Genomic DNA, 15322 nt, shown 5'->3' on the forward strand with positions numbered 1-15322 from the left:
GTGGTACTGATTCCACGTGATGAACTCTTCGCTCGTGACGTGGTAGGCCTCGCCGTAAGTCGCCTCGTTGCCGACGGCATTCACGAACGCGCGGGCCACGTCGTCGCGGTGGCAGGGCCCCCAAATCGAGGTGCCGTCGCCGTGGACGACGATGGGTTTTCCCGCCCGAAGGCGGTCGAGGTAGTACGTGTCGTCGCCGAAGGTGTGGAGGACGCCGCCGCCCTCGCCGTAGGTGCTCCACGGACGGATGACGGTCGTTTCGAACTTCCCGTCCTCGTGAGCGCCCATGAACACGTCCTCGGAGTCGGCCTTGTTGCGACCGTAGTCGCTCACGTTCGGGTGTCTGTCGGCGTCCTCGGTGATCGGGTTGCGTTCCGGCGGGCGGTGGTAGACATCGACGGTGCTACAGAAGACGTACTGGTCGATGTGGGGCGCGACGGCATCGACGGTCTCCCGCGCCGTCTCGGGCGAGAAACAGACCATGTCGACCAGCGCGTCCGGGTCGGCGTCCGCGACCGCCGCTTCGAGGGCGTCCGTGTCGTGTCGGTCCCCTCGTACGTGCGTCACGGTCTCCGGCAGTTCGCCGTCGCCGTCGTGGTTCCCGCGCGTGAAGACCGTCACGGACCGGTCGTCCGCGACGAGTTGCGTGACGATGCCGGTGCTGATGAGTCCGGTACCGCCGATAACGAACACGTTCATACCGTTGTCGTTCGTGCGTGAGAACTAATGGATGCGGGTAGCGGCGAGCGAATCGAAGCATCGCCGTCGGCAAAAGGAAAGACGAAAATTGGGAGAGATGAGCGGGGTTATTCGGCACACTGGGCGTCGACGGACTGGTCCGTCTCCGCCTCGGTCGGGACGTTGATCTCGTAGAGGTTCTGTCGCGCGTCGGCGAAGTAGATGTCTTCGTCCACGACACCGATGTCTTCGAGTCGTTCAAGAGCGTAGCGAACCGTCCGTGCTGACAGCATCGATTCGTCCACGATTTGTTTCTGCGTCAGCGACCCCTTGTATTCGAGAACTTTGAAAACTAATTTCGCACTGGGTGGTAGGTCGTCGATTTCCTCCCGTTCAGTTTGGCTCATCATCGTTACGAATCGAAACACCCCATCGCCATAAAACTATTGAGACGGAGTGACACGGAAAGGGCACGCATAGCCACTACGACGGTCGTTTTCGGGGGACGAAACGGGTCTCGAAGCGTTTTTGCCGACAGTGCAGCGTCGGCATTGATACTGTTTCACATACACATCCTAAAAGTCATCCACCGTCTGTATTCGGGTCGTTCTCCCGAGGGGTTCGTCCCACTTCGGCTTCACTCCGAAATGGCGTTCTCCCGCGTGACGGAATCGCCTCGGGGGAGACGACGAGGGATATGGACAAGCGAACATCTTTTGAGGTAGGATACCCGATTGCCACGCATGGCGACTGAAAAGGCATCTGAGCAACGAGCGTCCCATCTCCGTAGTATTACTATTACGTCGCTCGCGTCGATTGCAGGAATCATCGCCGGGGTGGCCTCCGCCATGGTGGCGGGGACCACGCCCGAGGCGGCGCAGGATCAGATGGGATTGGTCATTATGCTCGCGTTCGTGGTAGTGCAACTGCCACTGTTGTATCTCATCGGATACGAACTGGATGGTGTGAAAGACGCGCTCTTCGTGGCGTTCATGACGTTCTCGCTGTGGTTCATTACGTGGGGAATTCTCCTGATTAACCAAGTGAGGATCTGAGAATGGCAGACGACAGTATCGCGGTCGTGGACCTTGAGCGGTGCTCACCCGACCGATGCAACTACGAGTGTAAGAACTTCTGCCCGCCGAACCGGACGGGAAAGGAGTGTATCACGCTCCGTGGCGAGGACACGACCGAAGGACAGCCCGACCAGGTCCACATCAGCGAGGAGATCTGTCTCGGCGAGACGTGCGGTATCTGTGTCGAGAAGTGTCCGTTCGACGCCATCGAGATCATCAACCTGCCGAGCGAACTGCAGGAGGACCCCGTCCACCGCTACGGGGAAAACGCCTTTTCGCTCTACGGACTGCCGATTCCACAGGAAGGGCAAGTAACGGGAATCCTCGGTCCGAACGGGAGCGGGAAGACGACCGCGGTGAAGATTCTGGCGGGCGAACTCGCGCCGAACCTCGGCCAGTTCGACGACCCACCGGGATGGGACACCATCCTCGAACGCTATCGCGGGACAGAACTACAGGACTACCTCGGCGACGTGCGGGACGGCGACGTGACCGTCGCCCGCAAACCCCAGTACGTAGATAAGATCCCGGACCGATTCGACGGGAGCACCGCCGAGTTGCTCACCCGAACCGACGAGCGCGGCGTGCTGGACGACCTGCTCGAACGGCTCGAAATCGAGCACGTCATGGAACAGGACATCGACAGCCTGTCCGGCGGTGAACTCCAGCGCGTCGCCCTGACGGCGGCACTCGCTCGGGACGCGGACTTCTACTTCCTCGACGAAATCACGCCGTATCTCGACATCAGCCAGCGCGTCACGGTCGCCCGCCTGCTCCAAGAGATGGCGAACGAGCAGGGTCGCTCCATGCTCGTGGTCGAACACGACCTCGCCATCCTCGACTTGGTGGCCGACAACCTCCACGTCGCGTACGGCGAACCCGGCGCGTACGGTGTCATCACGACGCCGAAATCGGTCCGCAACGGCATCAACGAGTACCTCAAGGGCTATCTCAACAACGAGAACATGCGGATCCGCCCGAACGCCATCGAGTTCGACGCACACGCCCCGCGCGAGACGGTCACCGCCGACCCGCTCGTGGAGTACCCGGACCTCAAAAAATCGTACGGAGAGGGCGAGTTCTCGCTCGACGTGGAGGGCGGAACGATCTACGAGAACGAAGTGTTGGGCATCGTCGGTCCGAACGGCATCGGGAAATCGACGTTCGCGCGACTGCTCGCCGGACGGCTCGAACCGGACGAGGGCGACGTCGACTTCGCGCTGGACATCTCGTACAAACCCCAGTACATCGAGATCGACCAACCGATGCGCGTGGACGTCTTCCTGTCGTCGCTGACCGACGACATGGGGACCTCCTACTGGGACACGGAGATCTCCCAGCCGCTCCAGCTCGAACGCATCATGGAGCAGGACCTGACCGACCTCTCCGGCGGCGAGCGCCAGCGAGTCGCCATCGCGGCCTGTCTGTCGAAACCCGCCGATCTCTACCTGCTGGACGAGCCGTCGGCGTACCTCGACGTCGAACAGCGCGTCCGCGCGACGCGCGCCATCCGCCGCTACGCCGAGATTCAGGACGCCACCGTGTTGGTCATCGACCACGACACGTACATGATCGACCTGCTCTCGGACCGCCTGATGGTGTTCGACGGCGAACCCGCCGAGCACGGTCACGCCGGACGCCCGAAGGGAATGCGCGACGGCATGAACGACTTCCTCGCCAACCTCGACATCACGTTCCGCCGTGACGAGAACGTGGGTCGCCCGCGCATCAACAAACCCGACAGCCAACTCGACCGCCAACAGAAGAACGAGGGCGAATACTACTACAGCTAGAGTCGCGTTTCTCTTCTATTCTCACACGATTGCGACCAGCAGATAGTAGTACGTGTCCTCGTACCGGACGGCTTTCACGCGGTCTTCGTCGTCGAACTACTTCGTGTAGTGAGATGGGTAGCGCCGCGAACGTTTAGCCTCCCCGTCGCCTACGACGACCGTTATGCGCTACGTACTGCTCGGCAACAGTGGTCTCAGGGTCAGCGAGATGGCACTTGGGACGATGACGTTCGGCGACGATTGGGGGTGGGGTGCCGGAAAGGACGCCTGCGAGGAGATGTTCGACCGATACGTCGAGGCGGGCGGGAATTTCGTGGATACGGCGAACACCTACACCGACGGGACGAGCGAGCGAATCGTCGGGGAACTCGTCGGTGACGACCGAGACGAGTTCGTCATCGCCACCAAGTACACACTGACCACACGTCCGAACGACCCGAACGCGGGCGGCAACCATCGCAAGAACATGTTCCAGTCGGTCGAAGGGAGCCTCGACCGACTCGATACCGAGTACATCGACCTGCTTTGGGTTCACGCGTGGGACGGGATGACTCCGATCGAGGAAGTGATGCGCGGGTTGGACGACCTCGTTTCGAGCGGCAAAGTCCACTACGTCGGTTTCTCGGACACGCCAGCGTGGGTCGTCGCGCGGGCACAGACGATTGCGGACGAGCGCGATTAGACGCCGATTTCGGCGCTGCAACTGAAGTACAACCTGCTCGAACGGACGCCCGAGCGGGAACTGCTTCCGCTCGCCCGCGAACTCGATTTCGGCGTGACCGTCTGGGGGCCGCTCGAAAGCGGGATTCTCACCGGGAAGTACAACCGGACGACGAACGAGGAGGGTCGAGTGACGACGTTAGGACAGGAGGTGACCGACGAGCAAAAGGAAGTCGCACAGGTCGTCGTGGACATCGCCGCGGAAATCGACGCGACACCGGCACAGGTCGCGCTCGCGTGGATTCGCGAACGACCGGGACAACTCCTCCCGATTCTCGGCGCGACGACGCCGAACCAACTCGACGACAACCTCGCCAGCCTCGACGTACAACTCGGAGAGGAAGAACGCGAGCGATTGGACGACGTGAGCGCTATCGACCTCGGATTTCCGCACGATTTCCTCGCACGGCCGATGGCGCAGGGGTTGATATTCGGAGAGACGAGGGAGAAACTCGACACCAAGCGATAGCGGACCCACCCCCCGAGAACAGACGAAAGGTACTCAATCCAGAAGTCCGAAGGGTACGAAAATGGGTCTCTCACGGCGACGACTTCTCCAGGCGACCGGCGTGACCGGCGTAGCCGCCCTCGGCGGGTGTCTCGGTCTCGGTAAGAGCGGCGATTCGAATAGCGACTACGACATCGCGGACGCCCCGATTCCCGATAATCCGGGCAAACACACGTATGCGATCGCGGGAACGGGCAACGCCGATACGACGGTGCAGTACTTCAGCAACTGGAAGTGTCCGTACTGCGCGCAGTTCAGCACGGGCTTTCTGCATACGGTGATGTCCGACTACGTCGAACCGGGGAAGATCGACCTCGAATTCCGGTCGCTCGCGTACTACAACGGCCAACCGTTCCTCGGGGCGGACGCGCCACGCGCCTCCGAAGCGGGACTCGCGGTGTGGAACGTCGACCCGCAGTCGTTCTGGAAGTACTACGAGCAGGTGTTCTCCAACCAGCCTTCCGAACAGAAGCAGTGGGCGACGACGGACAAACTGCTCTCGTTCATGAAGAAAGCGGGCGTGAAACACCGGGACGAGATCAAGTCACAGATAGAGGCGAACAAGTACAAATCGGAGCTACAGAAGACCGATACGGCGGCCCAGAAAGCGGGTGTCAACAGCACGCCGATGCTGATCATCGACGGCCAAACGGTCGCCGCTCTCAAGACGGACAAGGTGACCAAACTGTTGGATTCCGCGACGAACTGACTCGAAACCGAATCCCTTTTTCCCCCGTCTGCGTAGGGAGGAGTAGTGATTTCCACGCTCTCCTCGTGGCTTTCTCTCTCGGATAACCGCGCAAAGCTGTTCGCCGCCCTCTCAGTCGTTCTGTTCGCCACCGCAGGAGTCGGGGCACTCACCGCACCCGACGGCCCCCACCTGACCGTCGATCAGCAGCGTCCGGCCAACAACACCTACATCGCGTTGCAGGGCTACCAACACGAGGGACGCGCCATCGAGGTCAACCCCGCCGGAAAGGTCGTCTGGCAGTACACGAAAGCGGACGACGTGTTCGACATCGAAGCGCTCGGGCCGAACCGAGTGCAGATCGCGACCGCCGAAGAGATTCCCGACGAGAACTGTCCGGCGAAGTATCAGAACGACGGGTACGAAAACTGCGTTCGTGATTCTCTCCGAATCGTGGAAAAGAGCACGAAGAAGACCCTGTGGAACTACTCGTGGTACGACGCCAAACTCCAACACCACGAACTCCACGACGCCGACCACTACGTCGTCGACGGCGAGGACCGCTGGGTGATGGTCGATATGGGCAACAACCGCGTGTTCGCGGTGAACCGCGACAAGCAGATCGTCTGGCAGTGGAACGCCACCGACACCTACGAATTCCCGGACGGGATGGACAAGGAGGGCGACTGGACACACGTCAACGACGTGGACCGCATCCGACCGGGCGTCTTCCGGATCAGCCTCCGCAACTTCGATACGGTCGCGGACCTGCACGTGCAGGAGAACGGGTCGATCACTGTCACTCCCGTGGTCGGACCGAATTCGTACTCCAAATCCGGGAAGATCCTCTACGAACAGCACAACCCCGACACGCTCGCCAACGGCACTCTGCTCGTGGCCGACAGCGAGCACGACCGCGTGGTCGAGATTCGAAACAACACGACCACTTGGACGTACGGAGGGAGCGGCATGTTCGACTGGCCCCGTGACGCCGACCGACTACCGAACGGACACACGCTCATCACCGACTCGTACAACGACCGCGTCGTGGAAATCGATCGGAACGGAAAGGTCGTCTGGGCCATCAAAACCGGGTCGCTTCCCTACGAGGCGGATCGAGTGCCGGGCGAGGGAAGCAACGGTCCGACGGCCAGCCAACTCGGGATTCCGAATCGCACCGAGGGAACGTCCGTCGTGAACGAACGGGTCGATTGGGGCGTCGCGATGGCGAAGTACGTCCTGCCGAACGACCTCGCACAGCAGTTGGTCACGATGCTCTTCGGCCTGTTGGCGCTCGTCGGGGGCGTCATCGAACGCTTACGCTAGCGGATCGGGATCGAGATCAAGATCGTTTACCGGATCCAAAAACGGGATCGGGGGTTCCTTCAGAGCACTTGACGCTGACAGGTACCGCAGAGGTTCTCCTCTTTGACGTCCACTTCGCGGACGGTCGGGGAGAAGTTCATCACACAGCGGTTGTTGTCGCAGTGTTCAAGACCGAGGGTGTGGCCAATCTCGTGGACGACTTCCTTTCGAACACGGTCGGAGAACACCTCCTCGGTCGGTTTGGTCGTAATGCCGCCGTCGGAGGAGAGACCGTCCTTCGTGGGTTCCAGTCGATAGGTGGAGATGACGCTGCCGCGTCCGTCGAGATACGCGAGGCCGAATACGTAGTTCCGGCGACGATAGAAGAGGTCCTCCGGCGTGATGGCGATGTTTTTCTCACCCGTCCCGATACGACTGGCTAGCTCGATGAACCCCTCGGCGCGATACTGGTCGCGGTTCGGGTCGTGGGTCCCGGAGGGGATTTCCTGTCGCTCGTGCACCATTACGTCGCAATCGTAAATCGTCCGAAGGGCCGCTGAAGCCTCGCGTTTGACCCGCCCCGTGACGTCCCCCACGGGGACGATGTCAATCAACATGGCAACTTCTATGAGCGGACGATGCATAAACATCCCGCCGTGGACCCGAAACCCCGTGACGAAATCGTTATGCGGCTCGCCAACTATCAGCGCGCCGTCGAGATCGGAATCGGCAATCGACCGGACGTCGCGGGCGAACTCGCGGCGGCCGGTGTCGCCGTCACCGCGACCGATATCGTCCCACGGAGAGTACCCGACGGCGTCGGATTTCATCTGGACGACGTGACGAAGCCGAAACTGGAAGTGTATTCAGGGGCCGACCTGCTGTACGCCCGAAACTTGCCGCCGGAACTCCACCGACCCGCACTCGCCGTCGCGAAGGAGTGTGACGCCGACTTCGTCTTCACGACCCTCGGCGGTGACGGGCCGTCCGTGCCGGTTCGACGGGAGACGATTCCGGGCGAGACGCTGTTCTGGGCGCGCGAGTGAGTATAAAAATTTCCGTTCTTCGTTCCTGGCGCGTACTCCGCTACGTCGTAGCCGATTTCGGTGATGGCCTGTCGAACGCGGGATTCCGTCGCGGGTTCACCCTGAACGACGACTTCGTTGGCTTGTGCGTCCGGATCGGCGCTGTTCACGCCACGTGGTCCCTCACCTCGCTTCGGACGATGTTTTCACAGCTCTTGCAACTCATGCCGATGGCTCGGAGGGTGTATCGTTCCATCTGCACTCGGAGGGAGGGCGGGAATTTAGTCGATTCCTTGACACCGTGCAGAGATATTGACCAGTCGGCTGAAACGCATTCGAAGAACCTTCGTCTATAAGACGTTCGAAGGGACATCATCTGAACGACATTCAAAGGGCCAACTGACGACGACCGTCTACGCTTCGGGTTTCTCCACGACGATAGTCTCGGAGGCGTGCTGGTGGGGTTCCCCGCCGGACTCGTCGTCGAAGATGAACTCGTCTTCTTCCAACAGTTCCCAGTCGTCGTAGTAGCTCCCGAGTTCGCCCTGTTCGTAGAAGAACTCGTTGTCACCCCAGTCGGGTGCGGTCGGAATCTCGGGGTGGTCCACGAAGGCGAACAGGACGTGAATCCCGCCGTCCGTGGTCGCGGTTTTGAACCGCTCGAACTGCGACTTACGGTTGTCCGGGCGGAGATACTGGAGCGCACCGCAGGAGTAGACGACGTCCATCGCGGGGAAATCGAGGTCGTTGATGTCGGCCGCGCGGGTCTGAATTTGGACGCCACGCTCCTCGGCGAGCCGTTCGGCCTTTCGGAGCCCGTTCGGTACGGGATCGACCGCGAGAACGCCGTATCCTCGTTCGGCGAGATACACCGCGTCCCGGCCCTCGCCGCATCCGATATCGACCGCTGCGGGTGCCTTTCGTTCGGGTGCGAACTCCAGTACCGTCTCCGCCAACCCGTTGGGATCGGTCCCCCAATAAAATTCGTCGCTCCCGTAAAGTCGCTGGAGTTCGTCGTGATCCATGCACGGACGATGAGAGCGAACGACCATAGTCGGTTCGGCAGACACGTGTTACTGCGGGTGATGACCGACGATGGGTTCTCCCTCGATTCGGCACATCCTTATCGCCGCGGACGAACGCGATGGTATGAACGCCGACGCTGTCGTGCTGGATATCGACGGGGTGCTCGTGGACGTGGCGAACTCCTACCGGCGGGCGATACTCGAATCCGTCGAGCGGGTCTACGACGAAACGGTGCCCAAGGACGCCATCCAGTCGTTCAAGGACGCATCGGGATTCAACAACGACTGGGAACTCACCTACGCGGTGGCGCTGTACGTCCTCGCATCCCGTGAGAGCCTCGATGACTCCATCGAGGAGTTCACCGACCGAATCGCCGCGAACGGGGGCGGACTCGACGCCGCAGAACGGGTGGTCGAGGAGGAACTGCCCGAGGACGCCCACGACCGAGTGCGCACCGAATGGGACCCCGAGACGCTCCGCGAGGTGTTCCAGCAACTGTACCTCGGCGCGGACCTGTACGCCGACCTCGAAGGGGACGACCCGACGCTGGACACGCGAGGGTACATCAACGACGAACCCGTCCTCATCTCGGCCGAGACGGTCGAGACGCTCACCGCGAGCTATCCCGTCGGCGTCGTGACGGGCAGGCCGAGTGCCGAGGCGGACATCGCCCTCGAACGCGTCGGACTGGACGTTTCGGACGACCGCCGGTTCACGATGGACGACTGGGAGCAGGGCAAACCGCACCCGCACGCGCTGGTGACCCTCGCCGAGCGGTTCGACGCCGAGCGGGTCGTCTTCGTGGGGGACACGCTGGACGACATCCAGACGACCGTGAACGCCGCGGAAGCCGACCCCGACCGCGAGTACTTCGGCGTCGGCGTGCTGACCGGCGGATTGACCGGCGAGTCCGGGCGTCGAAAGTACGAATCGGCGGGCGCGGCGGCGGTCATCGGCTCCGTCGATGACCTGCCCGCGCTGTTGGCGGAACGATAGTACTGCGCGGTGTGGTTCGCCGTCGCGATTCCCTTCACGAGACGGTTCACCGACCTCGATCCCAAAACGCGGTTTTCGCCGAAGGAACGGCCTAAGCGGCCTGCAGGTGGCCCATAACAAAGGCAATCACGACTGTCTCGGAAACCGGTAGAGCACGCACAACGCGTGCTATCGGAGAATCGTGATTATGACGTATCCAGCCACACAGACGCAGTATCGCATTCGGAGGCGACCGGTGCAATGAAGCTTCGCCCCGTGCTTATCGCCCTCCTCGTCCTCTGCTCGGTCGGGACCGCCGTCGCGCTCCCCCCACCGGGAATTCCCAACGGCCCCCTCCCCGACGCCCCGACGAATCATCACAGCACCTACGCCGTCGAGCAGGGCGGATCGTGTACGCAGGTGTCGCCGATTCACGGCAGCAAGAACGTCGTCGACTTCTACGATTACGAGTCGCCGTACACGAACAAGAGCAGTTGGGCCTACGGCTCCTTCGGGACGAAATCCGTCACGCACGAGAACGGGAGCACGATGTTCCTCTATCAGGCCCCGAGCGGCGTGATGAGTCTCGTGATGATTCACGATCGGATGAACAAAAGCCGGACCGGCGGCAGCCTCCCGATCAGCACGGTGACGTTCAAGTTCAGCGGCCTGCCGAGTTCGGGGAAGTGGGTGCTGATGGACGATACGTACCCGCACCGGGACGACAAGTGGTCCCGCAACGAGTTGGACTGGATGTGGGCCGGATCGCGCACCGACGGCGGTGTCTTCCGCGGTCTGCCGGGTGACTCGAACATCACCGTCACACCCTCGTGGAATCGGGATGCGAAGCTGTACAATCCCTCGGAAGCGCACGAGAACGTCACGTCGTGGTCCTTCCTCACGGGCAGCGTTTCGAACCCCGATTCGAAACAACTCGATATGGACGAACCGGTGAGCATCCACGCCGGAACGTGTGGTAAGTCGCTCAACCCCGTCGTGGGTGTCAGCGGCACGGCCGGTGCCGGAAATCCCGTCTCCTTCGACGCGAGTCAAACGAGCGATTCGGGTGGCTCGCCGACGAAGTACCACTGGGATTTCGACAACGACGGAACGGTCGATCAGACGACGACCCGTCCCACGACCACACACGTCTACGAGACCCCCGGAAACTACATCGCTCACGTGACGGTCGAGGATAACAACGGCCGCCACGCCGGTACGACGGTTCCCGTGACCGTGAAGAAAACGAAGTCGAACATCCGGGTCACGGGCGCGTCGCTCGACAAACAACAGGTCTCGAAGGGGGACACCGTGACGGTCACCGCGACGCTCAAAAACACGGGCGACGGTGCCGGGAAGATCCCGACCGTCCTCGCGGTCGGCGACTCCGTCGGTGACAGAAAACGGGTGCAGGTCGGAGCGGGGGCGACGAAGAAAGTCACCTACAGCTACAAGGCGACCTCGTCCGGGAAACAGGAGGTTGCCGTCAACGGCGTGAAGGCGGGAACGCTCGTCGTGCAAACCCCGACGACGCAGAAGAAGACGACAACACAGAAGACGACCACACACTCGAAGCCGAGCGGGACGACACACAGCACGACCGACGACAACACGTTGCCGGGGCCGAACATCGTGTTCAAACATCCCGGTGTGAGCGGACTCATCGCCGCACTCGTTCTCCTCGGTGCGGCGATCGTGATCCGTCGCTAACAGGAATCGATGCCGTCGCGTCGCGACGGTGACGAGGCGTTTTTATTTGCGCCCTCCATATCGCCCGCCAATGACGAAAATCCTCGTCGTGGACAACCACGGACAGTTCACCCACCTCGAACACCGGGCGCTCCGTGACATGGGAATCGACACCGAACTCATCGACAACGATACGCCGCCGGAGGATATCGACGCGGACGGCCTCGTCCTCTCGGGCGGCCCGTCGATGGACGACATCGGGAACTGCGCGGAGTACCTCGAACTCGACATTCCGGTACTCGGTATCTGCTTAGGCATGCAAGTGATGGCAGACGTCCTCGACGGTGAAGTGGGCGAAGGCGAGTACGGCGGCTACGCCGACGTGACCGTCGAAATCGACGACGAGGACGACCCGCTCGTCGGGTCGCTCGCGCCGGAAACCCGCGTGTGGGCCAGCCACGCCGACGAAGTGAAGCAGGTTCCGACCGGCTTCGAGCGCACCGGGACCAGCGACGTGTGCGGTATCGAGTCGATGAGCGACACCGACCGCGACCTGTACGGCGTGCAGTGGCATCCCGAGGTCGCACACACCGAAGAGGGCGAGGAAGTGTTCGAAAACTTCCAGGATCTCTGCGAGTAGCATCCTTTAACTCTTCGCGGCGTAGCTTTTCGCCAATGACAGCGACCCAGAGCGACCTGGCGAGCCTGTCCCGGTACATCTTCCGTGCCCCGCAGTGGTACGCGAGCATCGCGTTTGCGCTCCTCATCGCCGCGATTGCGGGTGTCGGGGCATTCGATTCCCAGTATATCCTGCAGGACGCGTGGGAAGGCATCTTCTTCATCGGGGTGCCGACGGTCATCGCGAGCGTCTTCACGACGCCGGTGGACCGCCGCCTGAGCGGCCAGTTGACCTACAATCGGTCGTCGCTGCTCGCGCTGACGTGTGAGATCATCGTCGTCGCCGTCCTGTCGATAGCGGGTATCATCGCCGCGCTCACGAAACTGGATCAGCAGTTCGTCTTCGACGTGCTCCTCTTCAGCCTCGCGTCCGTCTTCGCGTTTCGGTTGCTCATCGTGATGGCCGTCTCACGCACGTCGTTTCTGGTCTCCCTGATTCCGGCCGGAATCCAGACCGGCACCGCCGCCGTCCTCTTTTTCATCTACAGCGAGACGATTCGCGTCTTCGAAGTCGGCGGACCGCTGGTGCAGAAATTCCTCGCACGGGGGGACAAGGCACCGGCCGCACTCGGTATCATCACGCCGCGCGATTTCATCGTGCTCGGGATCATCAGCGGGATGTACGCCCTCGCTGTGTACGGCTTTCTCGTCGTCATCGACCGCCCGTGGCGGCGCAGTCTCGGCGTCAGCGCGCTCGACTTCCTTCGGGGATTCATCGGTCACATCGCGGAAGGGACCCGGGAACTGGAGGACTTCTTCGAGCAGATGGGACAACAAGCCGTCGTCCCCGTCACCGTCCTCTCCTTTCGTCGGGAGGGCGGCAGCGAGAAGGCACGGTTCGTCCTCCCGATGATTCACCCGGGTCCGATGGGCGAAATCGGCGGCGGCAACCTCCCCCGCCGCGTCGCCGCCCAGTCGGAGGGACTCGCGTTCCCGCCGCACGCCACCGCCGGACACGATTTCAACCTCGTCACCGAGCGCGAGGTCGATACCCTCCTCGAAACGGCCCAGGAAGCCTACGAACGGATCGAGTACAGCGACGACGCCAGTCGGAGCGTTCGAACGCAGGAAGGTGACGCCAAACTCCTCGGACAGGCGTTCGGCGACGACGCGCTCCTCGTGGCTACCTACTCCCCGGAGTACGCCGACGACGTCGAGTACGCGGTCGGTCTCGCCGCCGCCGCCGAAGCCCGGTCGAGCGGACTGGACGACGTGATGCTGGTGGACGCCCACAACTGCAACAACGGGCTTCAAGGCGAGGACATCGGCCACATCTATCCCGGCAGCGAGCGCTCGTTCCACATGATTCAGGCCGCGAAAGGAACGGCGAAGGAACTCGGGGTGACGAAACGCGGCCACCCGAAACTCGGTGTCGCGTGGGACAAAACGGAGTGGCTGCCAGCGGACGGTATCGGCCCGCTCGGCGTCCGCGTCGCCGTACTCGACGTTGCGGACCAGCGGACGGCCTACGTCCTCGTGGACGGCAACAACATGGAACCAGGCCTCCGTGACAGAATCGTGGAAACCGTGGAGGCGGACGAGGTAGAAGTGATGACCACGGACACGCACATCGTGAACATGGTCGAGTCCTCGAATCAGGTCGGCGGCGCGGTCGACCACGACGAACTCATTTCGCTTATCACGCGATTGGTCGATGACGCCACTGCCGACCTCGAACCCGTCGAGGCCGGAATGGAGAGCGAGTACGCGGAGGTCACCGTCTTCGGCAACGACCGCACCGAGACGCTGGCCAGCCACGCCAACGCCGTCATCGCCATGGGTGCGGCGCTGGCCGGGGCGGTCATCCTCGCCGTGACGGCCATCGCCGTTCTCGTCTTCTTCCTCGCCTGAGGATTTCGAACGATTGCAGTCGCATTTATCGACGCCGCTCGCCTACTCGAATTGGGGGAGAAAAAATGGCGACCGAAACAGCCGAAATCGAAGTGGAAACGCTTCGAGCAGAGTTCAAAGGCGACATCGTCACGCCGGACGACGAACCGGCGTACGACGACGCTCGCCGGATCTGGAACGGGATGATAAACAAGCGTCCGGCGATGGTGGCTCGCTGTGAGGGCGTCGCGGACGTTCGGGCGGCCGTGAACTTCGCCCGCGACCACGACTATCCGATTGCGGTACGCGGCGGCGGTCACGGCGTCGCCGGACGGGCGGTGGTCGACGACGGCCTCGTCATCGACCTCGAACCGATGAATTGGGTGCACGTCACGCCCGAAGCGGGACGCGTTCGCGTCGGTGCCGGGGCGACGTGGGGGGACGTCGACCGCGAGACGCAAGCGTTCGGGCTGGCGGTTCCGGGCGGCGTCGTTTCGGACACCGGAATCGCGGGACTGACCCTCGGCGGTGGGATGGGACACCTCCGGCGGAAGTACGGCCTCTCGTGTGACAACCTCGTTTCCGCCGACGTGGTGACCGCCGATGGCGAGTTCGTCACGGCGAGCGAGGACTCCCACGAGGAGTTGTTCTGGGCACTCCGCGGTGGCGGGGGCAATTTCGGCGTCGTCACGGCGTTCGAGTACGACTGCCATCCGGTGGGTCCGGACGTCGCCATGTGCTTCGTCTGGTTCGACGGTGCGGAGGCACCCGACGTTCTCCGTTCGTTCCGCGAATACGCGCCGGACGCTCCCGACGAGGTGAGCCTGCTCCCGTTCTACGCGTGGGTTCCGGAACTGCCCGAGTTCCCCGAAGCGTCGTGGGGCGACCCGGCAATCGCCGTCCTCGGATGCTACGCGGGAACCCCGGAGAAAGGCGAGGAGGAACTGCGAACGGTTCGTGCGTTCGCCGAACCGGTCGCGGATTTCAGCGGGACGATTCCCTACGTCGAACTCCAGACGATGCTGGACGAGGACTACCCGAGCGGGCGGTTCTACTACTGGAAGTCGCTGTATCTGGACGCGTTGAACGACGACGTGATCGACGCCGTCGTCGACTGCGCCAAGCGGTGTCCGGTGTCGCTCTCGACTGTGGACATCTGGCAGGGCGGCGGCGCGGTCTCCCGCGTCGGCGAGACGGAAACGGCCTTCGCCCACCGCGACGCGCCGTACGGACTCAACTTCGAGGCGAACTGGGACGACCCCAGGGAGACCGAGGCGGCCATCTCGTGGGTGCGCGAATCGATCGACGAGATGGAGGGGTTCCCCGAGGGC

The 15322-nt window shown here is 62.4% G+C and carries 14 protein-coding genes and 1 pseudogene; 11 read left to right on the plus strand and 4 right to left on the minus strand.

All coding sequences use genetic code 11. The annotated features are described in order from the left end of the window. The coding region (locus WBV42_RS03760) for an NAD-dependent epimerase/dehydratase family protein (protein WP_423984848.1) at positions 1-699 on the minus strand (699 nt) is incomplete at its 3' end. Positions 700-806: 107 nt separating this feature from the next. Further along, positions 807-1085, minus strand: a complete 279-nt coding sequence (locus tag WBV42_RS03765; RefSeq protein ID WP_066145234.1) for a MarR family transcriptional regulator — start codon at positions 1083-1085, stop codon at positions 807-809. 336 nt (positions 1086-1421) lie between these two features. On the opposite strand from WBV42_RS03765, the gene WBV42_RS03770 reads away from it, so the two are divergent. The 5 genes and pseudogenes from WBV42_RS03770 (at position 1422) to WBV42_RS03790 (ending at position 6789) form a co-directional block, all read left to right on the plus strand. Continuing rightward, on the plus strand, positions 1422-1733 hold the full coding sequence (locus tag WBV42_RS03770; protein WP_423984849.1) for a hypothetical protein: 312 nt from the start codon (positions 1422-1424) through the stop codon (positions 1731-1733). Between the two features lie 2 nt (positions 1734-1735). Next, positions 1736-3547, plus strand: a complete 1812-nt coding sequence (locus tag WBV42_RS03775) for a ribosome biogenesis/translation initiation ATPase RLI (RefSeq protein WP_423984850.1) — start codon at positions 1736-1738, stop codon at positions 3545-3547. A gap of 208 nt (positions 3548-3755) precedes the next feature. Then, positions 3756-4736 (plus strand): annotated as a pseudogene (locus WBV42_RS03780) (aldo/keto reductase). A 61-nt stretch (positions 4737-4797) separates the two neighbouring features. Then, entirely contained in the window at positions 4798-5484 is a 687-nt protein-coding gene (locus tag WBV42_RS03785) for a DsbA family protein (protein ID WP_423984851.1), read from the plus strand. 45 nt (positions 5485-5529) lie between these two features. Continuing rightward, the gene (locus WBV42_RS03790; RefSeq protein ID WP_423984852.1) at positions 5530-6789 is read left to right on the plus strand and encodes a hypothetical protein; all 1260 of its coding nucleotides are present in this window, start codon (positions 5530-5532) and stop codon (positions 6787-6789) included. Positions 6790-6848: 59 nt separating this feature from the next. Here WBV42_RS03790 and WBV42_RS03795 read toward each other — a convergent pair whose 3' ends face one another. Next, entirely contained in the window at positions 6849-7385 is a 537-nt protein-coding gene (locus WBV42_RS03795; RefSeq protein ID WP_066144548.1) for an archaemetzincin family Zn-dependent metalloprotease, read from the minus strand. A gap of 39 nt (positions 7386-7424) precedes the next feature. Between WBV42_RS03795 and WBV42_RS03800 the strand changes: the two genes are divergently transcribed. Then, the gene (locus WBV42_RS03800) at positions 7425-7814 is read left to right on the plus strand and encodes a UPF0146 family protein (protein WP_423984853.1); all 390 of its coding nucleotides are present in this window, start codon (positions 7425-7427) and stop codon (positions 7812-7814) included. A gap of 392 nt (positions 7815-8206) precedes the next feature. On the opposite strand, the gene WBV42_RS03805 is transcribed toward WBV42_RS03800, so the two are convergent. Next, positions 8207-8818, minus strand: coding sequence for a methyltransferase domain-containing protein (locus WBV42_RS03805; RefSeq protein WP_423984854.1), 612 nt, complete (start codon positions 8816-8818; stop codon positions 8207-8209). 124 nt (positions 8819-8942) lie between these two features. Between WBV42_RS03805 and WBV42_RS03810 the strand changes: the two genes are divergently transcribed. The 5 genes from WBV42_RS03810 to WBV42_RS03830 all read left to right on the plus strand — a co-directional run. Then, the gene (locus tag WBV42_RS03810) at positions 8943-9815 is read left to right on the plus strand and encodes a TIGR01548 family HAD-type hydrolase (protein WP_423984859.1); all 873 of its coding nucleotides are present in this window, start codon (positions 8943-8945) and stop codon (positions 9813-9815) included. Between the two features lie 240 nt (positions 9816-10055). Then, a complete protein-coding gene (locus tag WBV42_RS03815) occupies positions 10056-11504 on the plus strand; it encodes a PKD domain-containing protein (RefSeq protein ID WP_423984855.1) in 1449 nt (482 codons plus the stop codon). A 70-nt stretch (positions 11505-11574) separates the two neighbouring features. Beyond that, a complete protein-coding gene (locus tag WBV42_RS03820; RefSeq protein WP_423984856.1) occupies positions 11575-12123 on the plus strand; it encodes a GMP synthase subunit A in 549 nt (182 codons plus the stop codon). Positions 12124-12158: 35 nt separating this feature from the next. After that, complete coding sequence (locus WBV42_RS03825) at positions 12159-14012, plus strand: DUF2070 family protein (protein WP_423984857.1); 1854 nt, start codon at positions 12159-12161, stop codon at positions 14010-14012. Positions 14013-14077: 65 nt separating this feature from the next. After that, positions 14078-15322, plus strand: a 1245-nt coding sequence (locus tag WBV42_RS03830) for an FAD-binding oxidoreductase (RefSeq protein ID WP_423984858.1), incomplete at its 3' end; no start/stop codon positions are given.

The organism is Haladaptatus sp. (assembly GCF_049589095.1).
Lineage (GTDB): Archaea > Halobacteriota > Halobacteria > Halobacteriales > Haladaptataceae > Haladaptatus.